The sequence below is a fragment of the Rickettsia endosymbiont of Ixodes pacificus genome (assembly GCF_000965155.1).
Classification (GTDB): domain Bacteria; phylum Pseudomonadota; class Alphaproteobacteria; order Rickettsiales; family Rickettsiaceae; genus Rickettsia; species Rickettsia tamurae.
In genome coordinates this window covers 508,639-535,500 of record NZ_LAOP01000001.1, presented here as the reverse complement: position 1 = coordinate 535,500, position 26,862 = coordinate 508,639, and the positions used below count along the sequence as shown (strand labels likewise).

The window sequence follows — 26,862 nt, the reverse complement described above, 5'->3', positions numbered from 1 at the left end:
TAAAACATCTTATGGAATTTATTTCGCAATTCCTAGAAATGCTTTTAGCCGAGAGAGCATTGTCAAAAAATTCCATACTTAGCTATAAGCGTGACTTATTCGATTTTCAAAATTATCTTGCTAAACAAAAATTATCAGAATTAAATATTACCACAGAGAATGTTAGAGATTGGATTGAGTATCTAGCAACTAATGATTTGCAAGCACGCTCAATCAACAGAAAAATCTCAACTATAAAAAGTTATTATGAATTTTTAATTAGCGAAAACCATACCGCTTTTAATCCGGTTCTTAACGTAGATTTGCCCAAATATCAAAATAAACTTCCCGAAATATTATCTATAGATCAAATTAAATCGTTACTTGAACATTGTTCTCAAGATAATTCTCCTGAAGGTATCCGGCTTAATGCTATGATTCATTTGCTTTATGCTAGTGGTCTTAGAGTTTCGGAGCTTGTTAGTCTTAAGCTTGCTGATATTCTGACTAATAAAACGTCTAAAGGAGAAGTAAGAAAAATATTTTCGGTACTTGGTAAAGGTAATAAAGAAAGAGTCATAGTAATAAATGAACAGGCAGTTATCAGTATTGCTAAATATCTTGCAATTAGAGATGTTTTTGTGAATAAAGCTAAACCAGAAAATCTAATTTATTTATTTCCCTCATCAGCTTTAGCGGGTTATATGACTAGGCAAAATTTTGCTATTCTGTTAAAATCTGCTGCCCTTTATGCAGGACTTAACCCTGAGCATATTTCTCCGCATATATTACGTCACAGTTTTGCAAGTCATTTGCTTGAGGGCGGAGCAGACTTAAGAGTAATTCAAGAGCTACTCGGTCACGCTGATATATCCACTACCCAAATATATACTCATCTTCAAACTAATCATCTAAAAAAAGCATTATTGCATCACCCCCTTAATAAAAATTAATTTATCTTAATCTTTTATAAAGTGCTTGTTAATATTTTTTAACTAAATATAATATGCCTTTTTAATTTAAGGAATAAATTATATGAAGCTAAAAGAAATTATGATCTCTTGTATTAGTAAACCTAGAGAAATTGAAAAAAAATATCCTAGATTAGATCAAAAAAAAGAAGCAGGATTCAATGTTTGTTCCGGGTTAGGATACAAAAATCAAGAAGTAGAATTTAGTAACTATTATGAGTTAGTTAAAAAAATTCAACAAGGAGAAATAACTTTAGAAGTTCTAGAAAATTTAAGGAAATTAAAAGTAGATGATAAAAAATCTTTTCTAGCAGATGTGAAAGATATTATATCTAACAATAGGTTACATGAACTTAATGGAAAAATAATAGAACATGCTTTAGATTTAGTTGATTCTAAAGATTCAGCTTTTTTACTCCGTAGGACAAAAGAGGATGGTATATTTCGAGATCTAATATATTTAGAAGCAAAAGAAAACAAGTTTACTGTAGAAATTGATAAAAAAGGAACTTTGAAAATTAACTTTCCTAGCGGGGTACTTGAGCTTTACAAGCTATTAATTGATAATTTTTATTTGAAAAAATTTGAAGAAGAGGAATTACAGAAAAAATTATATCAAGAATTGTTACCTGATTTCAAAATTCCTTTTGAAAAACTAATTGAAGAAGAGGAATTGCAGAAAAAATTATATCAAGAATTATTACCTGATTTCAAAATTCCTTTTGAAAAACTAAATTTTTTTGAGGGTTTTATTGGATGCTTAAAAGAATTTTATATTAAAAATAGTTTAGCACGAAGCATAATGAGTTTATTTGTAAGTAGAAATATTAAAGAACATGCTGTATGTGAAGGATTACTTGAATTAGATACATTTAAAAAATTATTTGAGGAAAAAATGTCATTATACGGAACTTCTGCTGATTCTAAATTATTAGTGGTTGATTATGTATTAAATGATGTAAAAGATGTTTATATTAGCAATTTAGCATCTTCAAATATTTTAGATTTAGTAATGCATAGTCAGTCAAATAGTGAGATAGTAGAATCAATAGAAATTCTAGGAAATAGTGAAAGCCCAGTATGACTTTCTAGATACTGTCTTAAAGTTTTGATTATAAATATAGTAAAAACATCTAGAAATTAATTTAATCTATCATTAATATTTAAATAATTATGAGTTAGATTAATATTAAATATGGCTACAAAAAATAAAAAAGAAACAGTGAATACTAAAACAAAAAATTTAGCAAATTTAGTTATCAAAGAAATAGGTAACGAAAATTTTGATTTTGGTGTTTTGCAAAAGATGCAGCAGGCTTTTAGTACTGCAAGTAAGCAAAAACAAAGGGAAGCTTTTATAAGTTTTTTAGATAAAAAGCTTAATAAAGAGCAATTACATAAACTCAATCAAGCAATAATGGAAAATGCAAATGAATTAATGCCGGATAATGATCCTAATTTTGTTTGTTGTACTCCTAATAATAAAGTTTTTCAAGAAATATTATTATTGGAAGCAAAACGCTCAGGTATGAAAGCAAAATTTAATGATAAAGGAGAATTACAATCTCTTGATGTAAAAGATATAACACAGGAAATATTAGATCACTATTGTATTTTACAAGAAAAATTTTATCCTAAAAGAGATTCTAAAGATTTGATAGATAGTAGAATAGCTCAAAGTATTAATTTTTTATTATATGCTCCACTTTTCCGAGAATCAGATATATATACAAAATTAGGTTTAAAATCTGCTGAGATAGAGCGAGAAATACAAGATCCTAACGGTAAGTATGTTAAACAATTAGTAGATGCTAAAATAGGAACCAATATACATTTTAATACCAAAGAAAATTTAGAAAATAAAGCAAATGAAGGAAAAAAGACTAAGATATCTTCAATAATTGAAAAAGCAATAACAACACTCGAGAAAGACAAAAAGGTAAGTATTGAAGATAAGAGACAAGGAGAAATAAAAAGGCATTTATCTAAATCCTTAGAAGGAGCTTCTGATTATATATTAACATTCAAAAAAAATGATTTAGTAGATGTAATATATCAAGGATTAGATAAAAGACAAACTTGGTGGTCAAAGATTGTTAATTATATAGGTATAAAATCATATTCCATTTCTAAAGAAAATCTTGAGAAAATAGGAAAAATAATAAATAGTGAAATTAAAAACTCTCATACTCCTTTAAAGATAGAAGTACAAGAACAGTTAAAACAAATCTCAAAAGAGTTAAATAGATTAAATAATCCGGTATTGCCGTCAGAGGCTAAAAAGGTTCAGGCAAAATCTAAAAAACCGCCTGTTCCTCCAAAACCTGAACACCTCAAAAAAAGAAATCACGAATTATAATGATTTTGTTGTGTGGCTCAGTTTTTTCGTCATTGCGAGGAAAAATTGAAAATTTTGACGAAGCAATCCAGTAAAAAATTCTGATTTTACAGAATTTTTTATTATTTTTCTGGATTGCCACGCTCCTTTCAGTCGCTCGCAATGACGATTCGGTGTCTACACAAGCAAGCCTTTCGCAGGAATGACATCAATCCCTACAATAATTTATAATTTATTACTTCCCATAATATTATAACCGCAATCTACATAATGAATTTCACCGGTAACACCTTTAGATAAATTACTAAATAAATATACTGCTGCTCCTCCTACATCTTCTTGGGTAGTATTACGTTTTAACGGTGCGGTTGCAGCGTGAGATTTAAGCATAGTACTAAAATCACCTATTGCACTAGATGCTAAAGTTTTGATAGGTCCTGCCGAAATAGCATTTACTCTAATATTATTTTCTCCCAAATCGTTTGCTAGATATTTTACACTAGCCTCAAGTGCAGCTTTAGAAATCCCCATTACATTATAATTAGGTATAACTTTTTCAGCACCGTAGTAAGTTAACGTCACAATGCTTCCGCCGTCATGCATTAAGGCTTCTGCGGATCTTGAGAGTTCTAAAAGAGAGTAACATGATATATGTAAGGAATTATGAAAATTTTCTAAGCTAGTATCAACATAACGTCCTTTTAATTCATTTTTATAGGCAAAAGCCATACCGTGAAGTAAGAAATTGAAACTACCCCATTTCTCTTTTATATCATCAAATAAATTACTAATTGATTTTGGATTCGTAACATCAAGTTCGCTAACAAAATTACAACCTATTTCCTCAGCAAGCGGTTTAACTCGTTTTTCTAGTACTTCCGATTGATAAGTAAACCATAGTTCGGCACCGTGTTTTTTAGCAAGCTGTGCAATCGCCCACGATATTGACATATTATTTGCAATACCTGTAATTAAGCCTTTTTTTCCTTGTAGTAATCCTGTAGTCATTTATTTACTCATTATATTAAAACTTGCTGAAATGATAGCATGATGTATTATTTTGTAAACAAATAATCGATAAAAATGTATAAACCTAAAATCATATGTTTACTGCTAGGTATGTTAAGCGGTTTAGTTTTTGCTCCGACTTTCTTTATACCGGCATTATTAACGTTATCTTACTTATGTTATATAGTTCAAAAATCCGAAAATTGGCAAGAAGCCGCAAAATTTGGTTATTTATTCGGTTTTGGGCATTTTTTAAGTGGAATATATTGGATAAGTATCGGTGTTAGCGTTTATATTGCAGATTTTTGGTGGGCAATTCCTTTTGCGTTATTTGGACTACCTATAGTTTTAGCTTTCTTTATATCGGCAAGTTGCACGCTTAGTTTTTTCGCTAAAAATAATAAATATTACCAATTTATATTCTGTTTATGTTGGGTATTATTTGAGTGGATACGTTCGTGGATTTTTACCGGTCTTCCTTGGAATTTGATCGGTTATGCTTTTTCATTTTCAGATATTTTAATACAGTCTTTAAGTATAATAGGGATATATGGACTTAGTTTTATAGTTATATATATTGCCACTTTCGCTTATCCTTTATTTAGCAAGCAATTTACTCAGTTAAAAATATTACTAGCTAGTTCAGTTCTAGTATTAACCTTAATTGTCATTTACGGAGCAGTAAGGCTAAGTAATAACCATGCAAATTTTACCAATATAAAAGTGCGATTAGTGCAGCCTTCGATCCCTCAAACCGAAAAATGGAATGAAGAAGAATTTTGGCATAATTTAATGCTATATATTAATTTATCGGAAAATTCGGAACCTACCGATTTAATTATTTGGTCTGAAGCAGCATTAGTAGTACCTGATGATATACCGCAAGTTAAATCAGAATTATTAAAAATGCTAAATTCTACAAATGCTATTTTGATAACAGGAGGAATTTCGGATAATAAAAAACAAGGTGATGAGTTTGAACTTTACTCAGCTATGTATGCTCTTGATAAAAATGATCATAAATTATTTGAATACCATAAATCACATTTAGTACCTTTCGGTGAGTATATGCCTCTTAAAAAGATACTACCGTTTAAAAAATTAACTCACGGTTTAATTGATTATAAAGAAGGAGACGGAGGGCTTGTTTATCTTGAAAAATATAATCTTAAAATTAAACCTTTAATTTGCTATGAATCTATTTTTCCTGATTTTGTACGGACGAATAATGAAATAGCCGATGTAATAATTAATATTACAAATGATGCATGGTATGGTAAATCAAGCGGTCCATATCAGCATTTTCATATTAGTAGAAGTAGAGCCGTAGAGAACGGTTTACCTATGATTAGAGTAGCGAATAACGGTATTTCAGCTATAGTAGATCCTTTTGGCAGAACAATAAAAAAACTAAATCTAAATGAAATAAATTATATCCAAGGTTTAATTCCTAAAAAACTAACCTCTCCTACTATATTCTCGCAATTCGGTAATTTTACTATTCTATTACTCATCGTTTTTATACTTTTAATTAATTATTTATTAGCCTTGATTCTTGATAACTAAAGGGTTTTAGTATTATTATATTAAATTTTTAATAAAGTTCCTTGATTAAATATAAAGTAATATATATACTACATTTAAAGTTGAATAGCCTTTATAATAATTAATTTTTAATAATTAAAGCTTATTGTTAAAATGAATGATTCAATAAAACATCCGGACAAACTCGCAAGTGAACGTTTAAAAGAACGACGTCTTGCTGTAGGTATTAGCCAAAAAGAATTAGGGCAAGCTTTAGACATTAGTGCTCTCCAAGTTAAAAAATATGAAGAAGGTTTAAGTAGGTTATATGTTTTTGCAAAAGTTTTAAATACGCCTTTAAAGTATTTCTTTAATAGTTCTGAAGAAGAAAAGTTAAAAACTGACGATGAAAATACTTCTAATAATAAAATTGAATATCTATTCAAAGAAATAGAAAGTGATTTTTTAAATAATATTGCTGAAGAAGAAGGGCAATATGAAAATGACATCTCTTTTGGTTATAAAGAATTATCAAGGACTATGGAAAGAGAACTTTTATCGTTAACTAGAGCATTTACTAGAGTACAAAATCCAAATATTAGAAAAATAATAATTGAACTTGTCAGATCAGTATCTATACCTTGTGAATAATATTAAATTTTCATTGACTTAGCATTACTAAAGTATTAATTTTTGTTAAGATTTAGTAAATTCTGAACCATTAACAATTATTAAATATATTGGAGGAAGTTTATGAGTAAAAGTAAGGCTATAGAAAATAACGGCATTAGTAATACAAATAGTCCAAACGGTAAATATATGGCTCCAAGGCCGGAAGGAGTAAAACCTACCTGTGTAGTAATTACTTATTCTGTAAGCAAGGATATTAAAGCTGCTCGTGAAGTATTGGATGAGCGAGGTGCAAGTGTTCATTACATAATTGATAAGGATGGGACTCAAAAAGAATATCATAATGATTTAACAGATCAAGCTTTTTATGCGGGCAAGAGTAGTTGGAAAGGAGAAGTAGGTGTTAATAAGTTTGGTATTGGAGTCATGCTTATTAATGATGCAAAAAGCGATTTTCCTAAAGAGCAAATAGGGAAATTAAAAAGCTTTCTTACAGATTTAGCAGAAAGATATCCAGATTTAGATTTAAAACATGATTTAGTTGGTCTTGGTGAAGTAACTGTAAACCGAGAAGGAAATGCTCATATAGCTCCTGGATCAAAATTTCCTTGGAAAGAATTAGCGGAAGCGGGTTTTGGTAGATATTTTGAGACTACGCAAGAGCAAAAGAGTAAATTATTATTAAGTCCTGATAGTACTGGAGAAAAAGTTAATACTTTACAAGGAAATTTAAAAGAATATGGCTATGGAGTAGAATCCACAAGTACATTTGATCAATTTACTCAGCAAGCAGTTAGAGTATTTAATGATCGTTATGGTACCGGTTTAACAGGTGAAGAGCCGCCCGTAAGCTGGACTGAAGCAGGTCAAGATGTTCTATCGCAATTACTAGGGCAAACGGTATTAGAACAAACAGAAAATGCATAGTTTAAGAAATGAATTTCTTTTTCATTTTGCAAGCCTTGCTGCATAAGTACTGAATCGTCATTAAGAGGATGAATGGCTTGTTTAGGTCCATTCCTGCGTGGATCGATTCCACCCCTGTCATCCCGCGACTTGATCGCGGGATCCAGTTTAAAATACTAAAAATTTAGTATTTTAAGTTACTTTTATGGATACTGTGGTCAAGCCACGGTATGACAACCAAATGCATTTTTCGATCCACGCAACAATGTCATGCGGGGATGACATCGAGTAGGTTTTTCGAGTCGTGCAACAACTTTATGCAATAATAACTTTTCGCAAAGGCGGTAATGACATCGGAGTATAGGCTATCTCAAGCAATTCTTTTAGGCAATACTATTTATTGGTTATTGACATAATCTTAAAATGGTGCTAAACATTAAAAATTTAGAGGCTATCTGTAAATAAGTTTTAATTACCAATTAAAACTTATTTACAGATAGCCTCTAAGGTAGAGCTTTCTTGACTATTTAGCTTCTAGTCAAAGAAAGATAAGTTTTTTATCTTTACTTTATATTTCTACAGTTAAAAATATTTATGATATCTTTAAAGGTTAATAGTTTAATACAAAATTGGCGTTGGCGTAGATAATTTTTTGCGTTTATATGTTTGCTATATGCAAATTTAGATTTTGATTATTAAATTATAACTTCTAGTCAATTGATTTGAACTCTGTGCTTCGTTGTTAGTCGGCTCGCCTATTTATTATAGGCTTCGGTCCTCACGCCTATCACAAAATTCAACTGAATTGACTATATATATAATAGGATATTAAAATGTTTATCTCTAATAAAAAATTTTTTTCTTTTCTTTTTGTTTTATTCATCACAGCTGCAGTTTATGCGGATCAAAAAAAGTAGCAGTCATTGTTCCACTTGAACATGCTGCAATGACTGAGATTATATCAGGAATTAAAGAGTCGCTAAAAGATATAGATGCAGAAATTATAGTTAAAAATGCTCATGCTGATTCTAATATTTTACTTGCCATTATAAAGCAAATAAAAGATCAGGATATTGATGTAATAATTCCAATAGGCACGACAGCCAGCCAAACTGTTATTTCTCATATAACAAATAAACCTGTTGTTTGTGCTGCTGCTATGATTAATAGCAAAAACCTACCTTTAGTTATCGGTGTTAACAATGAGATAAAAATCACCGACACCATTAGTAAATTACCTTTTTTACAGAATATCACTTTAATTTATAGCAGTAGCGAGAAAGTTATACCTGAAGTAGAAATGTTAAAATTATATACTGGAAACAATAATATTTCTCTGCACACGCTAATGATACAAAATTTAAATGATATGCCGGTCGCTGTAAAAAATGTTCCTGAAAATACGCAGAGTTTTATAATTTTGAAAGATCATTTAATAGTTAGCGGAATTAATATTTTAAAGCAAGAAGCATTTAAACGCCGTATTCCGATCATTGCTTCCGATGAAGGTTCGGTAATTAGCGGGGCTACTATTGCTGTAGGAGTACAAGAAAAGCAAATAGGTGTGGAAGCAGGTTTAATGGCAAAAAAAATCTTGCAAGGAACAGAGCCGAAAGATATTCCGTTTGGGGATATGAAAGACTTAACTTTGTTTATTAATCTTCAATCTTTGTCAAAACAAGATATTCTAACTAAAGAAAATTTATCCATACTTCCTTTCACTCATAAAGAAATTGCAGAGTAGTATATGAGTATTGTTATTACTGCTCTTGAGCAATCCTTAATAATGCTACCGCTTATTTTAGGTATGTATATAAGTTATCGGGTTCTAAAAATTACCGATCTTACCGTAGACGGTACTTATGTACTTGGTGCGGCGGTATTTGCTCGTAGTCTTTAATTTGGGTTATTTCCTGCATTAATATTTGCCGTAATATCAGGCGGAATTATCGGCAGTATAGTTAGTTTATGCAGAAGAATAACCGCATTAATGGGCTTATGCCGGAATACTTGCAAGTTTTATGCTTTATTCCGTTAACTTACAAATTATGCAGCGTCCTAATATATCGGTTCTTGGTATGCCGACGCTATTATCTATATTAGATCTCGAAAATTGGTTAGTGCCTTTAAAATAATCAATTGCCTTATTATATCTGCAGTTATAATTTTATTGAAAGGTAAGCTCGGTTTATTTCTTCGAGCTTTTGGTTTTAATAAAGATTTATTGATTAATTTAGGAAAACCTGCCGAGCTTTATCGCACTATCGGTCTTAGCATAAGTAATTGCTTGACTGCTTTAACGGGTACTTTATCTGCACAAATAAACGGTTTTGCCGATATTAATATGGGTTTTGGGGTGGCACTAGTCGGTATCGGTGCGATTGTTATAGGGCATCATATTTTAATCCATGCTAATAATTTTAATTTTACTTTATTGCTCTGAGCGTGTTGCTTCGGATTGGCATTGATCCCATAAACCTTAAACTTATATTAGGGATAGTATTGTTTATTTCGTTGAGTACGGTGAGTAAGAAGTAGGATATAGTACTCTATGATTTTTACTGTATGTCATTCCCGCGTAGGCGGGAATCCAGAAAATGACTGTCACCCCGTGGCTTGACCATGGGGTCCAGTTAAAAATACTAAATTTTAGTATTTTTAAGTTGTATTTTTGGATACCGCGATCAAGTCGCGGTATGACAACGGAGGATTCCCGCATATGCGAGAATGACATAAACCCAATGCATGTAACAACCCCATGTTGAGCTAGGAATGTTTTTAAAACTAAGTTTTTTTTGGATAAAACCAAACGAGGAGTAAACAGATTAGAAGACCGATATTTAAGAGTAGATTATACTCTGTCATGGAAATACCCAGGATTTTGATAGCGGGTTTAGTGCAGGAAGTGATTGGCTGCGAGTAGAACATTTGTTTGATATGCTGGATGGATAAACCTTTCGGGATACGGATCATTGATGAACAAAGAGCACTTGGTTGTACTATGCCTCTTTCTACGAAGCTATGATATGTTGATAATATGCAAGAGCTAAGGATAGTTAGGAGAATGAATATTAAAGTATATTTGCTTAATTGTCTGATGATTAAAGCAGTTAAGCAAATTTTGATTAGCGTTAAATAGGGGAACCTTTCGTAAACGCATAAAGGGCAGGGGGTGTAATGGAATATATATTCAGCAATATAAGCGGTAGCAAGTGCTATTATAGAAATTGCAATTAGCCCTAAATGTAGAACTTTATAGCTATCTTTTCTGATGTAATTTATAATAGTATTAAATGGCATGGGCTTTTTATTCTTAATGTCATTGCGAGCGACTGTAAGGGGCGTGGCAATCTCAGGAAGTTTGATGAGATTGCCACGTCGCTTCGCTTCTCGCAAGGCATTGTTGCGTGGATCAGTTTTTCCAGTGTCATCCCACGACTTGATCGCGGGATCCAGTTAAAAATACTAAAATTATTAGTATTTTTTATTGTTTTTATGGACCCCATGGTCAAGCCACGGGGTGACACAGTGGATTTTACCGGTCCACGCAACAATGCCTCCTCGCAATGACGCTAGTTTATGCTCAAAATCGTAAGAAATTCAAGTGATATTTTACAAATAAATAAATTTAGTATATTGTCACTGATTATTAATTAAAGTGCAAGAAAAATAAATGTCAGAAATTTGGGAAGATGCAATTAAGTCAAATGCTTTGCCTTTTGTCGAGGCTAAGAAGATATTAGACAGCTTAAACGGTAAAACTCCTGAAAAAGGTTATGTATTATTTGAAACGGGTTACGGTCCTTCAGGTTTACCTCATATCGGTACTTTTGGTGAGAATGCTCGTATGGTGATGGTGCAGAAAGCGTTTGAGCAATTATCCGATATTCCGACTAAGCTAATTTGCTTTTCCGATGATATGGACGGGCTTCGTAAAGTGCCAAGTAATATCCCCAACCCTGAAATGGTAGCACAGTATATGGATATGCCGCTTACCTCTATCCCTGATCCGTTCAAGGAATGTGAAAGTTATGGGCATTATATGAATGCAAAGCTTCGCTCATTTCTTGATAAATTCGGCTTTAAGTATGAGTTTTATAGCAGTACTGAAAGTTATAAAGCGGGTATGTTTGATGAGATGCTACTAAAGGTGCTTGAGAAATATGATGAGATAATGGAGCTGATGCTACCGACTTTTAGAGAAGAGCGAAAGGCTACCTATTCACCTTTCATGCCTATATGCCCGAAAACAGGTAAGGTACTGCAAGTACCTATAGAAAAATGGGATGCTAGAGCAGGGACAGTTACGTATAAAGACGATGCCGGTAATTATATAGAAGTACCGGTAACGGGAGGGCATTGTAAATTACAGTGGAAGCCGGATTTTGGTATGCGTTGGGCTGCTCTTAAAGTCGATTATGAAATGTACGGCAAAGACCATTTGGCAAATGCTCGACTTTATTCGGAAATTTGCCGAATCCTAGGAGGAAAGCCGCCGGTGCAGCTATGTTATGAGCTATTCTTAGATGAAAACGGTGAGAAAATATCAAAATCAAAAGGTAATAGTATTAGCGTTGATGATTGGCTTAAATATGCTCCTGTTGAAAGTATGGCATTATTTATGTACCAAAATCCGACTAGAGCTAAGCGTTTGTTTTTTGATGTAATTCCTAAAAATGTTGATGAATATATTACTTTTAATCAGAAATATCATTTAGAAGAGGATAGGGCAAAGCGTTTTGCAAATCCCGTTTATCACATCCATCACGGAAATGTACTGAAAATTGAGACTTTTGGAATTACCTATTCGTTGCTTTTAAATCTTACTTCTGTGTGTAATCCTTCCGATAAATCGGTACTTTGGGGATTTATTAGCAAATATGAGCCAAAAGCAACTCCAAATACTAGTCCTTATCTTGACCACTTAGCAGAATTTGCTATAAGATATTATAATGACTTTATTAAAGCACATAAATCATATTTAGCTCCTTCTGAAAAGCATAAGGTTATTTTACGGGATATATTAGATATGTTATCTAGTATATCCGATCAAACCGAGGCTGAAGTAATTCAGAAAGCAATATATGATATAGGAATGAAAGCAGGGTATGAAAATCTGCGTGATTACTTCAAAGATTTATATCAGATATTGCTTGGGCAGAATGAAGGTCCAAGACTTGGGACTTTTATAAAGCTTTACGGTATAAAAGAAATGATGAAGTTGGTTGAAGGGAAGTTGTAACCTATATGTCATTCCTGCGAAAGCAGGAATCCATAAAATAAAACTACAAAATTAAAATGTATTGGGTATATATTATGCTCTAATAAGCATGGTACTTTATATATTACTAATAATATAATACGTCGTGCTTATGAACATAAACAAAAAATAATAAAGGGTTTTACCTCAAAATATAATATTATAAAGCTTGTTTATACAGAAGAATTTACAAAGATTTAATTGAATAGTTCTATGGATTCCTGCTTCCGCAGGAATGACATTACATAAGCCAATTGTCATAAAACCATGAACAAATTATATTATAAAACTGGATACCGTGGTCAAGCCACGGTATGACACCGAAAACAAATGAATGAAATTTTTTGTAGTACGTTACCTATTTTTTTAATTACGCTTCTTGGTAGTATTATCAAAAATAAATGGTTAACTTCGGAAGAATTTTGGCGTGGTATTGAGAAATTATCGTATTTTGTACTATTCCCTGCCATGCTGTTTAATTACGTATCTACTGCCGACTTAAGCGTTGCATCCATAATTAAATTAGTAGTGGCTCTTATTATATCCACTATTCTTGTATCAATCGGTCTTATAATTTACCAAAAAAAATACAACATAGATAAAGTCCAATTTACTTCCATTTTTCAAGGGTCGATTCGTTATAATAGCTACATTTTTTTTGGAGTAAGTAGCCCGCTGCTTGGTCCTAGCGGGCTTTCTATTGTCGCCGTTATTTCTTCTTATATGATTATTTTTACCAATATTTTATCGGTAATGATTTTCGCTTATTATATCCCTAATAAATCCGTTACTAATACTATTAGAACTAGTTTTGTTTTAATGATGAAATTAATTGTGCGTAATCCGTTAATTATCGCAAGTTTAGTAGGATTCGTTTTTAATTACTCAAATCTTGAATTACATTTAGGGCTTAAGAAAACGTTAGATAGCCTTTCTAATGCCGCTTTAGCTATCGGTATGCTAAATGTTGGGGCAGGGCTTAATTTTACTATTAGACAAGAGCTTTTACATAATGTAATGTTTACAAGCTTTGTTAAATTAGTTGCATTTCCTCTAGTTAGTGTAGTAGTACTATGGTTAATGTCTATTGACGGATTAGATAGATCGGTAGGAATATTATATAGCTGTCTTCCATGTGCGAGTACGGCTTATGTTTTATCTCGTCAGCTTGACGGTGATCCTGATTCTATGGCGTCGATTATAACATTTACTACTTTTTTCTCGGTAGTTACTATATCAATTATTATGTATATAATGGGGTGAATTTATCACGTCATTGCGAGCGACCATATGGAGCGTGGCAATCTCAAGAATTTGCCTGAGATTGCTTCGTCGAATTACTACGTAATTCTTCTCGCAATGACGATAAATTAAAACAAACAAATAAAACAGGAATTTCTAAAATGGATGAAATGAATAAAATAAATTACGCTGAAGCACTTGAGTATCATGAAAAAGATAAGCCTGGTAAGATAGCTATTTCTGCAACAAAGTCTTTAGTTACTCAGCAAGATTTATCGCTTGCTTATTCACCGGGGGTTGCTGCTCCCTGCATTGAAATTGCTAAAAATCTAGAGGAAGTATATAAATATACGGCAAGGGGTAATTTAGTTGCGGTGATCTCTAACGGCACTGCCGTACTTGGGCTTGGTAATTTGGGAGCTGCCGCTTCAAAACCGGTGATGGAAGGCAAAGCCGTACTATTCAAAAAATTTGCCGATATTGATGCAATTGACTTGGAAGTGAATACGGAAGACCCTGAAGAATTTATTAATGCCGTGAAGTATCTCAGTTATAGTTTTGGGGGTATTAATCTTGAAGATATTAAAGCTCCAGAATGTTTTATTATAGAAGAAAAATTAAAATCTTTAATGGATATACCGGTCTTTCATGACGATCAGCATGGAACGGCGATTATTACCGCCGCAGGGCTAATAAATGCTGCGTATCTTACTAATCGCAAGCTTGAAGATTTAAAAATCGTAGTTAACGGAGCAGGTGCAGCGGCTATTGCTTGTATTGATTTATTAATTGCTCTTGGAGTTGATAAATCAAAGATTATTTTATGTGATACTAAAGGTGTTGTTTACAAAGGACGCCTAGAAGGTATGAATAAATGGAAAGAGCTATATGCAAGTGATACCAAGTTTAGAACCTTAGCGGGAAGCTTAAATAATGCTGATGTATTTATAGGGTTATCGGTAAAAGGGGCAGTAACTAAAGACATGGTGAAGGGGATGGCAAATAATCCGATTATTTTTGCTATGGCTAACCCTGATCCGGAAATTACTCCTGAAGATATAAAGCTTGTGCGAGATGATGCGATTATAGCAACAGGGCGATCTGATTATAATAATCAGATTAATAATGTTATGGGATTTCCTTATATTTTTAGAGGAACATTAGATGTAAGAGCTAAGACTATTAATACGGAAATGAAAATAGCTGCAGCAAAAGCCATTGCAGATTTAGCCCGTAGACCTGTACCGGAAGAGGTGTATAAAGCTTACTCAGGGCGTAAGATGGTTTTCGGTAATGAGTATATTATTCCTGTGCCTTTTGATCCTCGTTTAATTACTGTAGTGGCAGCGGCGGTTGCCGTTGCTGCAATAGAAAGCGGCGTTGCTAGGGTTAAAGATTTTAGTATAGGTAAATATAAGAAAGAATTAGGTAGCAGATTAAACCCTACTGCTAACTATATGAATTTCTTAGCTGAAAAAATTCATAATGCACCGCTTAAACGGATTGTTTTTGCTGAAGGTGAAGAAGAAGAAGTAATTTCTGCCGCTCTTATGATGCGAGACGAGAAATACGGCCATCCGATTATAATTGGTCGTGTTGAACGAATTGAGGCTACGTTAAAAAAGATAGGTCAAGATATTAGCTTAGACGGAATTCAAATAATGAATGCGGCCTTAAGCGATAGTTTAGAGAAATATACTGATTATTTATATAAAAGACTTCAGAGAAAAGGTTATTTATATCGTGATTGTGCAAAGCTTGTTAAAACTGATAAGAATATTTTTGCTGCTTGTATGGTAGCATGTGGTGACGGTGATGCTCTTTTAACTGGTGTTACGAAAAGTTATATCGATAGTTTAGAAGATATCATGAAAGCCATTTCACCAAAACCTAATCGTAGAATCCTTGGCTATTCAATTATGATTGCTAAAGATAATAATATTATTATTGCCGATAATTGTATTACCGAATATCCAAACAGCTGGGAACTTGTACAAATAGCAACCCAAACTGCAGAAATTGCTAAAAATATGGGAATCACTCCTCGTGTTGCACTTCTTTCTTTTTCAACATTCGGTAATTCTTCTAAGGAAAAAACAGCTCGTATTCGTGAAGCAGTAAATATACTAGATAATTTTAGCAAAGACAAAGAAGAGCTGAGTGGCATGAAAGTAGATTTTGAATATGACGGAGAGATGTCGGTTAAGGTGGCTTTAGATGGTGATTTACGTAAATTATATAAATTTTGTAGATTATCAGGATCTGCAAATGTATTAATTATGCCTGGTTTAAATTCAGCTGCTATTTCTACTGAATTATTACAAGAATTTTCATCAAATAGCTTTATAGGTCCTATAACAAACGGTTTTGAAAAACCCGTTCAAATACTTCAAGCTACAGCAACAGCTAATGAAATACTAAAAATAGCAACTTTTGCTTGCGTTGAAGCTATAAAAGAGGTTTAATTACTATATCTTTAAAATCAATTAACTTGTGAGAGGTAAAATGGTTTCAATTGCAGAACTTCATAAAAATATACAAGAAATTACAAAAGATTTACGAAAACATGATCCTCAAATACCTGATATCAGTAAAAAACCGTTAGCTTCTAGAGAAAATTTTGAAGATCTAATACATTCTGATTTAGGAAAACCTGTACGAAGTAAACCGCTTTCTTTTGATGAAGAGTTAAAGAAAAAAGTTCAAAGCAGACAAGTAAAGGATTCTTCCGAGCAGCAAACAAAGATTACAGAAGAAAAAATAGATAATCATGCAAAACGTATAGAAGAATTAAAGCAAAAACAGAAAGAACTAGAAGATAGGAAAAAGGGGCTTGAAGAAAAAAAAGCTAATTCTAATATTACTAGAGAAGAAAGATGGAAAATCGTTGTAGAATTAGAAGCTATTAATAATCAATTTAAGGCTATAGAAAAAGAACATAATACTATTAATAGTGCTTCCGATAGAGAAAAAAAGTTTGATAATAAAAATAAACACTTAACTTCTACAAAAAGAAAACCGACAGCTGCAGATTTACAGCAACAAGGAGCATTAGCAGCTATAAAACGTATGAAAGAAGAGAAGATAAAACAGCAGCAAGCAGAAGCTGTTAATCTGTAAACCTGAACTAAATATAAAACTCAATTAATAGGAACAATATGTCAAATTATGATCAAAAAATAATCAAACCTAAATTAGGATTATTAGAACTTGCAAAACAACTAGGTAGTGTTAGTACTGCGTGTAAAGTAATGGGCTATTCAAGAGATAGCTTTTACCGTTTCAAGGAACTATATGAGATGGGCGGAGAAGCGGCTCTTGTGGATATGAGTCGTAAGAAACCTATAGTAAAGAATCGTGTATCAGAACATATAGAACAAGCAGTAATAAATCTTGCTATAGAGAATCCTGCTCTTGGTCAGCTTCGTGCGAGCCAAGCACTAATAAAGCAAGGTATTATAGTGTCATCCAGTGGTGTACGTTCTATCTGGCTACGCAACGATCTTGAAACTCTAAAGAAACGACTCAAAGCTTTAGAAGCTAAATCTGCACAGGACGGTATCTTACTGACAGAAGAGCAGATATCTGCTTTAAAAAAAGCAAAACAAATTAAAGAGGCTCATGGAGAAATTGATACTCAGCATCCCGGTTATCTTGGTGCACAAGACACCTATTATGTCGGTAATATGAAAGGAGTAGGTAGAATATACCAACAAACCTTTATTGACACTTATTCTAGAGTGGCTATTTGCAAACTCTATACTGATAAATCTGCAATAACATCCGCTGATATTTTAAATGATAAGGTAATACCTTTCTTTAATAATCATGATGTACCACTACTGAGAATCCTTACAGATAGAGGAACGGAATATTGTGGTAAGGTAGAACATCATGCTTTTGAGTTATATTTGGCTATAGAAAATATTGATCATACTAAAACTAAGGCACGTTCTCCTCAAACTAATGGAATATGCGAAAGATTACATAGAACTTTAAAAGATGAATTTTATGATATAGCTTTCCGTAAAAAGATTTATAGCTCATTAGAGGATTTACAGATTGACTTAGATCAATATTTAAACAAATATAACAATACTAGACCGCATTCTGGAAAGTTCTGTTATGGAAAAACTCCTATGCAAACTTTCAAGGATAGCATTAAAATTGCTCAAGATAAGTCTATTAATTCTTACTTATCTGACAGCACTTTTGCTGCTTAATCAATCTCTACCTGTCAGATCAAGTGTACGGGCTGTTGAAAAAATCAACAAGGTTGCAAATACTTTAATATTTTTTTATCTTTAATAGCAGTAGATAAAAAAACCAAAAAATAATTTTAAGTATCCGTTTAAAATTTTGTACTATCGCAATCATCAGTATTTGAATCTGTGTTTTCTGTACACTTCTAAATTTTGCTCCTCGTAAACCATGATTCTCCTTAGCTTCACCAAATAGACCTTCTATTTTCCACTTTCTCTCAATTAGTTTTTTCTTAAAATCAATTCTATTCTGTCTGACCTTTACCTCATCTATTTCATCCTGATAAGGATTACGATAAATAAATCGTCCTCTATTACTATAATTATCAGAAATACAACCTGATTTTAGAGAGCAATTTTTACAATGCCCTCCTGTAATACGATAACGTTTTATTTGTTTTTTATCTAATTTATCATACGGATAAAGATAATGTCCCTGTGGACACTTATATCTATCCTGTTCTCTATCATATTGAAATTCCCCCCTACTTATTTTTCCTTCACCAAGATTATCTACATGTAAAGGTATATAAGTTGTAATTCCAAGTAATTTAAAATATCCATAGGTTGGACCTCTACCATAACCTTTGTCTGCTATCCATTCTTTTACTCTAAAAGAAAAATTATTTAATATATTCCAAACTCTACTTGGAAGTACAATACACTCATGTTGTGATCCTGTACTTACATAACAATCTATTATAATACGTGAATCTGAATCAATTGAGTAGTGGGTCTTATAACATAGCTTTTTATAACCATTAGTTCTTGATACAAGACTACAATCAGGATCTGTCCTACTGACATGAGTTTGATTAGATATTTTCCTTACTTTTTTCCCTTCTCGGAAATCATGATAACGACGTTCATATTTTTTTAATTCTCTCTTTTGTGAATCACCTTGATCTTTTCTTAATATTAGGCTATTCATAGAGGCATTAGATTCAACTAAAGAGGCATCTGAAATAATTGTTTCTCCTTTTATAATATCTAGTTCATACCATTGCTTAATCAAGCTTATAAATATTTCTTGAAATAGTTCTACCCCAAATCTATCTCTTATCCTACTTAATGATGAATGATCCGGTACTTTATCCTCTAAACTTAAACCACAAAACCACCTATATGCTATATTTAACTGAATTTCTTTACATAATCGTCTATTTGACTTTATACCATATAAGTAACTTATTATTTGCATCCTAAAAAATAATACAGGATCAATTGATGGACGTCCGTAATTAGCACAATAACGATTCTTAGTTATTTCATAGATAAAAGAAAACTCTAATTCTTTAGCTTCATGAATCCTCACTAATAAATGATCATTAGGTATCATGTGCCTTAAGCTAAGGCTATTACATCTCACACTTTGATCAAGCTTATAACCCTGCATCTTTACACCTTCATTTAAGCATAAAAATACAGCTTATTCCTTAGATTAACTCTTTTCTACTTCTTTTTATAACTTTTTCAACAGCCCGTGTAGAGTTTTACAAATAATTTAGAAAAATATAGTAATTTGACAGGTATGCAACAAAACATTTCTCCACACAAATTACGTCATTTTTTATTTACTTGGCTTAAAAAAAGAGGAATAGACGATGCCCTTATTCAACCATACTCTGGTCATGAAACCCGCAAGTCTCTAGAGATTTATTCAAAATTATCGTTATCGGAAGCTCAAAAAATATATGAAGAAAATATAAAAAACTTCCCAGTTTAGGCTCCTCAACTTTGCCGCTCCTTGCACGATCTTTAGTATTGGGCCTATTACTGGACGTCTTAATGATTTAGAGCAGTTCCTTAAGAAATTAATTATAGATTGGAGAAAATTTTCTTTGAAAGATAAATATCGTAAAACCAGATTATCTTCCTTAAATACACTAAAATTATTAACAATTATGGCTTAACTTGATGCGTATGGTAAAACCCACTGTGTCACCCCGTGGTCAAGCCACGGGATGACAGAGATAAAATTGATCCACGCAACAATGCTTTGCGAGCAGCCGTAGGCTTCTGAGATTGCTTCGTCAATTGCTATGCAATTTCCTTACAATGACGGAAAATTACGAAGCAATCTATAGTCAATTCAGCCCCATTTGGTGACAGGCGTGAGAGTAGAGCCTATAATAATAGGCGAAAGGGCGAACAACGTGCTACCTCGTTCAAATCAATTGACTATACATAACAAAAAAGCTAGAAATATTAATATTTCTAGCTTTATATTTAGTATTTAAATAGTTTGAAATTTTATTCATCAAACATTTTTTTACGAGCAAATTTTCTCTGTCTTCTCGCTGCTTCTTGTGCTTTACGAACACGCTTCGCTGAAGGTGTTTCATAATAACGCTGTTCTTTCATCTTACGAAAATAAAGCTCTCTTTGTAGCTTTTTCTTAAAATTCTTAAGCGTATTATCACAATTACCGGCGTGAACATTTACTAGTATCACTAAAATTACTCTCCTTAAAAGATATTGTGGTTTATTGAACTATACCCTATAATTAAGTTATATGTCAAGGTTAAAAATATGAGCATTCAAGAAGAACACCATATCAAAAAAATAAGCTTCGTGCAATCTTTATTAGAATTATTACCGTTTAATGAATGGAATAATAAGCTATTCGAAGAAGCAGAAGAAAAATGCGGCTTTGCAAAAGGTTATGCTTTAATAGTTTTTCCGGAAGGTTTATCTGAAATAGTAGAATTCTTTGAAAGCTACTTAGATAATATTATGTTAGAAAGCTTAAACACAATAGAAGAACCAAAAAAAATAAGAGAGAAAATATTTTTAGCCGTAAAGATCAGAATCAAAACCGTGCTTCCTATTATTCATAGTAAGAATGCCGCTTATTTTGCATTAAACCCAATGCAAGGCACTCAAGTTGCATTCCGTAGTTGTGATGCTATTTGGCGTTATGCCGGCGATAAATCTCTTGATTTTAACTATTATACCAAAAGAGGCTTATTACTCTCGGTTTATGTCTCATCTATTCTTTTTTATATCCAAGACGAATCGGAAAATTATATTGAAACTGATAAATTTATTGAGACTGCCGTAGAAAATATAGTAAAAACTTTCTCACAGATGAAAAAATTACTTGATCCTTCAAATATCCCCATAGTTAGAATGTTTACGTAGATATACTTAAATGGGGTAAAATATATTTTTATGTAATATTGGTAGGCTTTAAATAAATACATGATTAATAATTGACACTATATGTATATTATAATATTCTATTTTAGAATTTATTAAGTGATATAATTATGAAAGCTTTACATAGTAGCATTGATAAAAACGGTAGGTTATTAATTCCTCATCAAATTAGAAACACTATGAAACTTAAAGCCGGCGATTCTTTCATTATAAATAAAGTTAATAATGAACTACATTTAGTAACTCTTCATAAGGCTGTAAAAGAAGCTCAAGCATTGTTTAAATAACATGGCTCTAAATCAGAATCATTTGTTGATGAATTTTTAAAGCAGAAATATCAAGAAGCAAATAAAGAAAATTCTAAGTTTTAATTTGTGGTTCGATAATGTCTTCTCATAACGATAAATCTGTGATTCTAGATAGCTCTTCCTTGATAGCTTTACTTGCTGAAGAAAAAGGACAGGAAAAAATTATAGAAGTACTACCTTACGCTGTAATGAGTACTGTAAATATTGCAGAAGTAGTAAAATTCTTGATAGACCGAAAAGGTTTAACAAGAGAGCAAACACATAAGCTAATACCAAATCTTATTCCAACAATTTTACCGTTTGATGAGGAGCAAGCTTTTTTAAGCGGAGAGCTAATAACTAAAACTAAACAACTAGGATTATCACTTGGTGATAGAGCTTGTCTTGCTCTATCAAAAATTATCCCGTATATACAGCAGATAAAGCTTGGGCTAACTTGCAATTAAGTTGCAATATTGTTTTGATTCGCTAATTTTTATCAAAAAAATATTTTTATAGAGCTTAAATGCTTCATTTAAAAAACTTTTCTGATTCTTTTGCTGATAACCACTGTGGTTGTTGTTCAATATTTGCCGCTGTTTTCCCCCAATAATTATCTTTAAGATTTTCTATCCAAGCTTTATCTCTTATTTCTTCAAAAGAAAGCTCATTATTTTTCTTATATTTTGAAAATATTCCTCCCACATCCGGAATAGGAGATAACATAGCTTGGTTATTATTAATTTTCTTATTAATAATATTAATGTTAAAAGGTTCTCTGATTTTCATTTGTTCATTAAAATTAAATAGTTTAGTACAAATTATGTATTTATCTCTTAGTCATTATCTATTATTATAGACCAAACTATTATAATAATTTCTAAAATAATGACAAATACTAAATATTATCCTGAAGTTAGTTCGAATGCTGATTTTGCAGGCTTAGAGCGAGAGATACTAAAATTTTGGCAAGACAATAATATATTCCAAAAATCTATTGACGATAGGAATGGAGAGGCGGAATTTATTTTTTATGACGGTCCACCTTTTACAAACGGTTTGCCGCATTACGGTCACTTGCTTACCGGCTTTGTTAAAGACGTGTATGCTAGATACCAAACCGTAAAAGGTAAGAAAGTCGAGCGTCGCTTTGGCTGGGACTGCCACGGTCTACCTGCTGAAATGCAATCAGAGAAAGAACTTGGTATTTCAGGACGTCTTGCAATAACTAATTTCGGTATAGAGAAGTTTAATGCACATTGCAGAGCTTCGGTAATGAAATATGCTAGCGATTGGGAAGAATATGTAACTCGTCAAGCAAGATGGGTGGATTTTAAAAATTCTTATAAAACGATGGATAAGAATTTTATGGAATCCGTCCTTTGGGCGTTTAAAGAACTATATAATAAAGGGCTATTATACGAGTCAATGCGGGTAATGCCTTATTCTTGGGCATGCGAAACACCGCTTTCTAATTTTGAAACAAGGCTTGATAATTCTTATCGTGAGAGAGCAGATAAAGCAATAACGGTGAGTTTTGTACTATGTCATCCCGTGGCTACGACCACGGAATCTTTTAAAGAATACCGTATACTCGCTTGGACGACTACGCCTTGGACATTGCCATCGAACCTAGCCCTCACAGTCGGTAGTGATATAGATTATGCATTAGTCCCCAAAAATGGTGTTTGTTATATTATAGCTGCTTCTTCCGTCTCTAAATATGCTAAAGAATTAGGACTTAGCGGTGAGGAAAATTTTGAGATAATTAAAGGCTCAGAGCTTCAGGGATTAAGTTATAAGCCTTTATTCGACTATTTCGAGAATCATCCAAACAGCTTCAAGATATTTGCAGGTGATTTCGTGGTTGAGGGTGACGGCACGGGCGTTGTTCATATGGCTCCAGGCTTTGGTGAAGATGACCAAATACTTTGTGAATCAAAAGGGATCTCACTTGTTTGTCCTGTTGATAATAGCGGTAAGTTTACCAAAGAAATTCCTGATTTAGAGGGTTTGCAAGTATTTGACGCAAATGACAAAATAATTATCAAACTGAAAGAGCAAGGAAATTGGCTAAAAACCGAGCAGTATATTCATAATTATCCTCATTGCTGGCGAACAGATACACCTCTTATATATAAGGCTGTTCCGTCATGGTATGTAAAGGTTACACAGTTTAAAGATAGAATGGTAGAATTAAATCAGCAAATAAATTGGATTCCATATCACGTTAAGGATAATTTATTCGGTAAGTGGCTTGAAAATGCCCGTGATTGGTCAATAAGCCGTAATAGATTCTGGGGAACGCCGCTGCCTGTATGGAAATCAGACGATCCAAAATATCCACGCATAGATGTTTACGGCTCTATAGAGGAATTAGAGAAAGATTTCGGAGTTAAAGTTACTGATTTACATCGTCCGTTTATCGACGAACTTACTAGGGCCAATCCTGATGATCCAACCGGTAAATCAACAATGCGTAGAATCGAAGACGTGTTTGATTGCTGGTTTGAAAGCGGCTCAATGCCATATGGGCAAGCCCATTACCCTTTTGAAAATAAAGAATGGTTTGAGGATCATTTTCCGGCTGATTTTATAGTTGAGTATTCAGCTCAAACACGCGGATGGTTCTATACTTTAATTGTGCTATCTACCGCTTTATTTGATCGTCCACCATTTTTAAATTGTATATGCCACGGCGTAATTTTGGATGCTACAGGTCAAAAACTTTCAAAACGTCTTAATAACTACGCCGATCCGCTGGAGCTATTTGATAAATACGGCTCAGATGCCTTAAGAGTTACGATGTTATCTTCAAACGTTGTTAAAGGTCAGGAGTTATTAATTGATAAAGACGGTAAGATGGTGTTTGATACGCTTCGTCTATTTATCAAACCTATATGGAATGCTTACCATTTCTTTACGATGTATGCTAATGCCGATTCACTTAAAGGCGAGCTTAATTTTGCTTCCGAAAACGTGCTTGATGTTTATATATTATCCAAGCTTAAAATAGCCGTACAAAAAATTGAAGAGAGCTTAGATAATTTCGATACGCAAACGGCTTATCATGCAGTTTCAGAATTTTTTGAAGTATTGAATAACTGGTATATAAGACGAAGTAGAGCTAGATTTTGGAAAAGTGAAAAAGATACAGATAAGCAAAATGCTTATAATACTCTGTATTCATGCCTTGAAACCATGGCTATTGCGATGTCAGCACTAGTGCCTATGATTTCGGAGGCGATATATAAGGGATTACGTCATTGCGAGGACACTCTGTCATCCCGTGGCTTGACCACGGGATCCAGTAAATCAATAAACAACAACACTACAAGTTGTTTTTTGGATCCCGTGGTCAAGCCACGGGATGACACCCCATCAGTGCCTCGCAATGACGAGATTAGTGTACATCTCTGCAACTACCCTACTCTCTCAGACTTTGAAATAAATCATGAGCTAGTTGCTACTATGGATAATGTGCTTGATATTTGCAGTAATAGCCTGTTTATCCGAAGCACTGAAAATATCAGAGTAAGGCAACCACTAGCTAGTATAACTATCATTAGTAAACATAATGATAACCTTAAAGATTTTGAAGATTTAATTAAAGATGAAATTAATGTTAAGGCGGTAATTTATCGTGACGATCTAGAGAATTACGCAAGCAAAAAACTATCGATTAATTTCCCAATGCTTGGTAAACGTTTGCCGCATAAAATGAAAGAGATTATAGCCGCTTCTAAAAAAGGTGAGTGGGAAGCTATCGCAGGCGGTTTAGCTATATGCGGTGAAACCTTAAATAGTGACGAATATAAGCTAGTTTTAGAGCCATATTCACATATTAAAGGAGCAGCAAGTTTTGAGAATAATAGTAGCTTGTTAATACTTGATTTAGAGCTAACACCTGAGTTAATAGAAGAAGGATACGCAAGAGACATTGTACGCTTCATACAACAGGCTCGAAAAGATGCCGATTTTTCTATAACTGACAGGATTTTAATTGAGATAATAAGCGAGTTTGATTTATCCAAGATAATTGATAATTATGGAGACTTTATTAAAGAACAAACTTTAGGCGAGTTTGCTAAAAATTTCACGCCTGATTATGTAAGTAAAGTAGAATTAGAGAACCATCAAATACAACTTAAAGTTAAGAGATCATAAATTATTTTACTATCAATTAAGATATTGATAATTTACTTAGATTAATCTATAGTACGCACGCTATAAATTAATTTAAGGTAAATTATGCATAAAAGCTTCTCTTTTAAAGCTCTAAGAGATTCTTTGAAAACTGAAAAACAAAAATGATAGTCTTTATGAAGCGGTTCCTTCAAGGTCGTTTAGATTTAGTTAAATATTTTATTGAAGAAAAAGGGTTTGATGTTAATACTACAATTGATGATCCTGTATACGGAAGTGCTATATTTAAGTATTGCTACTATGGAGGAGCATACTGATGTAATGGATTACCTCCTAACAAAAGGTGCTATCCCATCTCAAGGTGTTATATCCGCAATAATAAAAGTTAATGTCAAAATTTTAGAAAAGTTGTTTGAATATGGTGCAACAGCTCGTGGTGATTATTCAGAAGATCCTGTTGCTTTAGTAGTATGCGGTGCGATCGAAGCCTATGAACCCAATTATAATAAAGCCCCACCTAAAGAACAAGATCTGCTTAAGTATGTAGAAATGCTTAAATTTTTATTAGAGCATGATGGTAACCTAATGCTCTAATTTTAGAAAGAGGTATAGTAGTCCTTGTAGCATTAAATGCACTTATAGATAAGCCGGAAAATCCTATATATAAAGATATTTGCAAATTATTAATTAAGCATGAAGCTGATACTTCGAGATTTAAGCATAATAATGATAAGCATAAGAAAATATATAGCAATTATAGAAAAGTTAAAAGCAGAAATAATACAAGAAACAAGCATAAATAATGTAAATGTTTCTGAGGCTAATATTGAAACTAAAACAGGTTCTAGATTAGGAGAAACTGCTAAATCAAAATTCTTTTCACTTGATGAAATTAATACACTTGGTGAAAGTCAAACTCCTTTAGGCGGTGATATAAAAGATATATTTAATTCTGAGCTTGAATAATGTTATTCCTACGGAGAGGAAAGTATTGTTGAGTAGATACCCAATTCGTCATTGCGAGGAAAAACTATAAGTTTTGACGAAGCAATCTCAGGAGTTTGTTATTATTTCATGAGATTGCCACGCAGCCTACGGCTGCTCGCAATGACGATTTGCTATCCATGCTGGAGTGATATCAACTACT

23 protein-coding genes and 7 pseudogenes are annotated in these 26,862 nt (G+C 32.7%); 23 read left to right on the top strand and 7 right to left on the bottom strand.

The window, feature by feature from the left end:
• The first annotated feature begins 11 nt into the window (after positions 1-11).
• The 3 genes from xerD to REIP_RS02860 all read left to right on the top strand — a co-directional run bounded on the left by xerD (position 12) and on the right by REIP_RS02860 (position 3,309).
• Positions 12-932, top strand: a complete 921-nt coding sequence (gene xerD / locus REIP_RS02870; protein WP_045803784.1) for a site-specific tyrosine recombinase XerD — start codon at positions 12-14, stop codon at positions 930-932.
• A gap of 82 nt (positions 933-1,014) precedes the next feature.
• Complete coding sequence (locus REIP_RS02865; RefSeq protein WP_045803783.1) at positions 1,015-2,034, top strand: DUF5410 family protein; 1,020 nt, start codon at positions 1,015-1,017, stop codon at positions 2,032-2,034.
• Positions 2,035-2,145: 111 nt separating this feature from the next.
• Positions 2,146-3,309, top strand: a complete 1,164-nt coding sequence (locus tag REIP_RS02860) for a DUF5410 domain-containing protein (RefSeq protein WP_045803782.1) — start codon at positions 2,146-2,148, stop codon at positions 3,307-3,309.
• 204 nt (positions 3,310-3,513) lie between these two features.
• Here the strand turns inward: REIP_RS02860 and fabI are convergent, their stop codons facing one another.
• Positions 3,514-4,296, bottom strand: coding sequence for an enoyl-ACP reductase FabI (fabI, locus tag REIP_RS02855; protein WP_045803781.1), 783 nt, complete (start codon positions 4,294-4,296; stop codon positions 3,514-3,516).
• 75 nt (positions 4,297-4,371) lie between these two features.
• Between fabI and lnt the strand changes: the two genes are divergently transcribed.
• The 6 genes and pseudogenes from lnt to REIP_RS10785 all read left to right on the top strand — a co-directional run bounded on the left by lnt (position 4,372) and on the right by REIP_RS10785 (position 10,121).
• Positions 4,372-5,862 carry an apolipoprotein N-acyltransferase gene (lnt, locus tag REIP_RS02850; RefSeq protein WP_045803780.1) on the top strand — a complete coding sequence of 497 codons (1,491 nt, stop codon included), beginning with the start codon at positions 4,372-4,374 and terminating at the stop codon, positions 5,860-5,862.
• A gap of 132 nt (positions 5,863-5,994) precedes the next feature.
• Positions 5,995-6,471 (top strand): helix-turn-helix domain-containing protein, encoded by a 477-nt coding sequence (locus tag REIP_RS02845; RefSeq protein WP_045803779.1) that lies wholly within the window; start codon positions 5,995-5,997, stop codon positions 6,469-6,471.
• A gap of 102 nt (positions 6,472-6,573) precedes the next feature.
• Entirely contained in the window at positions 6,574-7,377 is an 804-nt protein-coding gene (locus tag REIP_RS02840; RefSeq protein ID WP_045803778.1) for an N-acetylmuramoyl-L-alanine amidase, read from the top strand.
• A gap of 812 nt (positions 7,378-8,189) precedes the next feature.
• Positions 8,190-9,100, top strand: a pseudogene (locus REIP_RS02835) (ABC transporter substrate binding protein).
• A gap of 3 nt (positions 9,101-9,103) precedes the next feature.
• Positions 9,104-9,894: pseudogene (locus REIP_RS02830) on the top strand (ABC transporter permease).
• Between the two features lie 59 nt (positions 9,895-9,953).
• Positions 9,954-10,121, top strand: coding sequence for a hypothetical protein (locus REIP_RS10785; protein ID WP_156147406.1), 168 nt, complete (start codon positions 9,954-9,956; stop codon positions 10,119-10,121).
• Between the two features lie 19 nt (positions 10,122-10,140).
• Here REIP_RS10785 and REIP_RS09205 read toward each other — a convergent pair whose 3' ends face one another.
• On the bottom strand, positions 10,141-10,656 hold the full coding sequence (locus REIP_RS09205; RefSeq protein WP_023507879.1) for a disulfide bond formation protein B: 516 nt from the start codon (positions 10,654-10,656) through the stop codon (positions 10,141-10,143).
• Positions 10,657-10,736: 80 nt separating this feature from the next.
• Positions 10,737-10,919 (bottom strand): annotated as a pseudogene (locus REIP_RS13595) (tRNA(Ile)-lysidine synthetase); the annotation flags it as partial.
• A 110-nt stretch (positions 10,920-11,029) separates the two neighbouring features.
• Here REIP_RS13595 and REIP_RS02825 point away from each other — a divergent pair.
• The 6 genes and pseudogenes from REIP_RS02825 (at position 11,030) to REIP_RS02805 (ending at position 18,081) form a co-directional block, all read left to right on the top strand.
• Positions 11,030-12,598, top strand: a complete 1,569-nt coding sequence (locus REIP_RS02825; RefSeq protein WP_045803776.1) for a lysine--tRNA ligase — start codon at positions 11,030-11,032, stop codon at positions 12,596-12,598.
• Positions 12,599-12,654: 56 nt separating this feature from the next.
• Positions 12,655-12,814 (top strand): annotated as a pseudogene (locus tag REIP_RS13360) (GIY-YIG nuclease family protein); the annotation flags it as partial.
• 132 nt (positions 12,815-12,946) lie between these two features.
• Positions 12,947-13,879 (top strand): AEC family transporter, encoded by a 933-nt coding sequence (locus REIP_RS02820; RefSeq protein WP_008579993.1) that lies wholly within the window; start codon positions 12,947-12,949, stop codon positions 13,877-13,879.
• Positions 13,880-14,019: 140 nt separating this feature from the next.
• Positions 14,020-16,323 carry an NADP-dependent malic enzyme gene (locus REIP_RS02815; RefSeq protein WP_045803775.1) on the top strand — a complete coding sequence of 768 codons (2,304 nt, stop codon included), beginning with the start codon at positions 14,020-14,022 and terminating at the stop codon, positions 16,321-16,323.
• A gap of 28 nt (positions 16,324-16,351) precedes the next feature.
• Positions 16,352-16,978 carry a hypothetical protein gene (locus REIP_RS02810; RefSeq protein ID WP_231569191.1) on the top strand — a complete coding sequence of 209 codons (627 nt, stop codon included), beginning with the start codon at positions 16,352-16,354 and terminating at the stop codon, positions 16,976-16,978.
• A gap of 38 nt (positions 16,979-17,016) precedes the next feature.
• A complete protein-coding gene (locus tag REIP_RS02805) occupies positions 17,017-18,081 on the top strand; it encodes an IS481 family transposase (RefSeq protein WP_045803566.1) in 1,065 nt (354 codons plus the stop codon).
• 64 nt (positions 18,082-18,145) lie between these two features.
• Here REIP_RS02805 and REIP_RS02800 read toward each other — a convergent pair whose 3' ends face one another.
• Together REIP_RS02800 and REIP_RS13590 are read right to left on the bottom strand one after the other, a co-directional pair.
• A complete protein-coding gene (locus REIP_RS02800) occupies positions 18,146-19,051 on the bottom strand; it encodes a transposase (RefSeq protein WP_410525699.1) in 906 nt (301 codons plus the stop codon).
• Positions 19,052-19,158: 107 nt separating this feature from the next.
• Positions 19,159-19,363, bottom strand: a pseudogene (locus REIP_RS13590) (transposase); the annotation flags it as partial.
• 264 nt (positions 19,364-19,627) lie between these two features.
• Between REIP_RS13590 and REIP_RS02795 the strand changes: the two are divergent.
• Positions 19,628-19,846, top strand: a pseudogene (locus tag REIP_RS02795) (tyrosine-type recombinase/integrase); the annotation flags it as partial.
• 527 nt (positions 19,847-20,373) lie between these two features.
• On the opposite strand, the gene rpsU reads toward REIP_RS02795, so the two are convergent.
• The gene (gene rpsU, locus REIP_RS02790) at positions 20,374-20,574 is read right to left on the bottom strand and encodes a 30S ribosomal protein S21 (RefSeq protein WP_012148483.1); all 201 of its coding nucleotides are present in this window, start codon (positions 20,572-20,574) and stop codon (positions 20,374-20,376) included.
• 78 nt (positions 20,575-20,652) lie between these two features.
• Here rpsU and REIP_RS02785 point away from each other — a divergent pair, with 78 nt between their 5' ends.
• From REIP_RS02785 to REIP_RS02775, 3 genes and pseudogenes are all read left to right on the top strand, one after another.
• Positions 20,653-21,264: a COQ9 family protein gene (locus tag REIP_RS02785; protein ID WP_045803774.1), complete on the top strand. Its 612-nt coding sequence runs from the start codon at positions 20,653-20,655 to the stop codon at positions 21,262-21,264.
• Positions 21,265-21,392: 128 nt separating this feature from the next.
• Positions 21,393-21,653, top strand: a pseudogene (locus REIP_RS13145) (AbrB/MazE/SpoVT family DNA-binding domain-containing protein).
• Between the two features lie 14 nt (positions 21,654-21,667).
• The gene (locus REIP_RS02775) at positions 21,668-22,036 is read left to right on the top strand and encodes a type II toxin-antitoxin system VapC family toxin (protein ID WP_231569190.1); all 369 of its coding nucleotides are present in this window, start codon (positions 21,668-21,670) and stop codon (positions 22,034-22,036) included.
• Positions 22,037-22,100: 64 nt separating this feature from the next.
• On the opposite strand, the gene REIP_RS12275 is transcribed toward REIP_RS02775, so the two are convergent.
• Positions 22,101-22,358: a hypothetical protein gene (locus REIP_RS12275; RefSeq protein ID WP_023507733.1), complete on the bottom strand. Its 258-nt coding sequence runs from the start codon at positions 22,356-22,358 to the stop codon at positions 22,101-22,103.
• 99 nt (positions 22,359-22,457) lie between these two features.
• Between REIP_RS12275 and ileS the strand changes: the two genes are divergently transcribed.
• The 4 genes from ileS (at position 22,458) to REIP_RS08440 (ending at position 26,681) form a co-directional block, all read left to right on the top strand.
• The gene (gene ileS / locus REIP_RS02765) at positions 22,458-25,736 is read left to right on the top strand and encodes an isoleucine--tRNA ligase (RefSeq protein WP_045803773.1); all 3,279 of its coding nucleotides are present in this window, start codon (positions 22,458-22,460) and stop codon (positions 25,734-25,736) included.
• Positions 25,737-25,891: 155 nt separating this feature from the next.
• Entirely contained in the window at positions 25,892-26,032 is a 141-nt protein-coding gene (locus REIP_RS10775; protein WP_156147404.1) for a hypothetical protein, read from the top strand.
• Positions 26,033-26,036: 4 nt separating this feature from the next.
• Positions 26,037-26,309 carry a hypothetical protein gene (locus REIP_RS08445; protein ID WP_156147403.1) on the top strand — a complete coding sequence of 91 codons (273 nt, stop codon included), beginning with the start codon at positions 26,037-26,039 and terminating at the stop codon, positions 26,307-26,309.
• Between the two features lie 132 nt (positions 26,310-26,441).
• Positions 26,442-26,681 carry a hypothetical protein gene (locus REIP_RS08440; protein WP_052691083.1) on the top strand — a complete coding sequence of 80 codons (240 nt, stop codon included), beginning with the start codon at positions 26,442-26,444 and terminating at the stop codon, positions 26,679-26,681.
• The last annotated feature ends 181 nt before the right edge of the window (positions 26,682-26,862 follow it).

Coding starts and splice junctions, on each gene's coding strand:
- REIP_RS02785 (WP_045803774.1), top strand. CDS start 20,653: ATGAGCATTCAAGAAGAACACCATATCAAAAAAATAAGCTTCGTGCAA.
- REIP_RS08445 (WP_156147403.1), top strand. CDS start 26,037: ATGGATTACCTCCTAACAAAAGGTGCTATCCCATCTCAAGGTGTTATA.
- xerD (WP_045803784.1), top strand. CDS start 12: ATGGAATTTATTTCGCAATTCCTAGAAATGCTTTTAGCCGAGAGAGCA.
- REIP_RS12275 (WP_023507733.1), bottom strand. CDS start 22,358: ATGAAAATCAGAGAACCTTTTAACATTAATATTATTAATAAGAAAATT.
- fabI (WP_045803781.1), bottom strand. CDS start 4,296: ATGACTACAGGATTACTACAAGGAAAAAAAGGCTTAATTACAGGTATT.
- REIP_RS02800 (WP_410525699.1), bottom strand. CDS start 19,051: ATGAATAGCCTAATATTAAGAAAAGATCAAGGTGATTCACAAAAGAGA.
- REIP_RS02865 (WP_045803783.1), top strand. CDS start 1,015: ATGAAGCTAAAAGAAATTATGATCTCTTGTATTAGTAAACCTAGAGAA.
- REIP_RS02815 (WP_045803775.1), top strand. CDS start 14,020: ATGGATGAAATGAATAAAATAAATTACGCTGAAGCACTTGAGTATCAT.
- REIP_RS02825 (WP_045803776.1), top strand. CDS start 11,030: ATGTCAGAAATTTGGGAAGATGCAATTAAGTCAAATGCTTTGCCTTTT.
- REIP_RS10775 (WP_156147404.1), top strand. CDS start 25,892: ATGAAGCGGTTCCTTCAAGGTCGTTTAGATTTAGTTAAATATTTTATT.
- ileS (WP_045803773.1), top strand. CDS start 22,458: ATGACAAATACTAAATATTATCCTGAAGTTAGTTCGAATGCTGATTTT.
- REIP_RS08440 (WP_052691083.1), top strand. CDS start 26,442: ATGATAAGCATAAGAAAATATATAGCAATTATAGAAAAGTTAAAAGCA.
- REIP_RS02805 (WP_045803566.1), top strand. CDS start 17,017: ATGTCAAATTATGATCAAAAAATAATCAAACCTAAATTAGGATTATTA.
- lnt (WP_045803780.1), top strand. CDS start 4,372: ATGTATAAACCTAAAATCATATGTTTACTGCTAGGTATGTTAAGCGGT.
- REIP_RS02840 (WP_045803778.1), top strand. CDS start 6,574: ATGAGTAAAAGTAAGGCTATAGAAAATAACGGCATTAGTAATACAAAT.
- REIP_RS02845 (WP_045803779.1), top strand. CDS start 5,995: ATGAATGATTCAATAAAACATCCGGACAAACTCGCAAGTGAACGTTTA.
- REIP_RS09205 (WP_023507879.1), bottom strand. CDS start 10,656: ATGCCATTTAATACTATTATAAATTACATCAGAAAAGATAGCTATAAA.
- REIP_RS02820 (WP_008579993.1), top strand. CDS start 12,947: ATGAATGAAATTTTTTGTAGTACGTTACCTATTTTTTTAATTACGCTT.
- REIP_RS02860 (WP_045803782.1), top strand. CDS start 2,146: ATGGCTACAAAAAATAAAAAAGAAACAGTGAATACTAAAACAAAAAAT.
- REIP_RS02775 (WP_231569190.1), top strand. CDS start 21,668: ATGTCTTCTCATAACGATAAATCTGTGATTCTAGATAGCTCTTCCTTG.
- REIP_RS10785 (WP_156147406.1), top strand. CDS start 9,954: ATGACTGTCACCCCGTGGCTTGACCATGGGGTCCAGTTAAAAATACTA.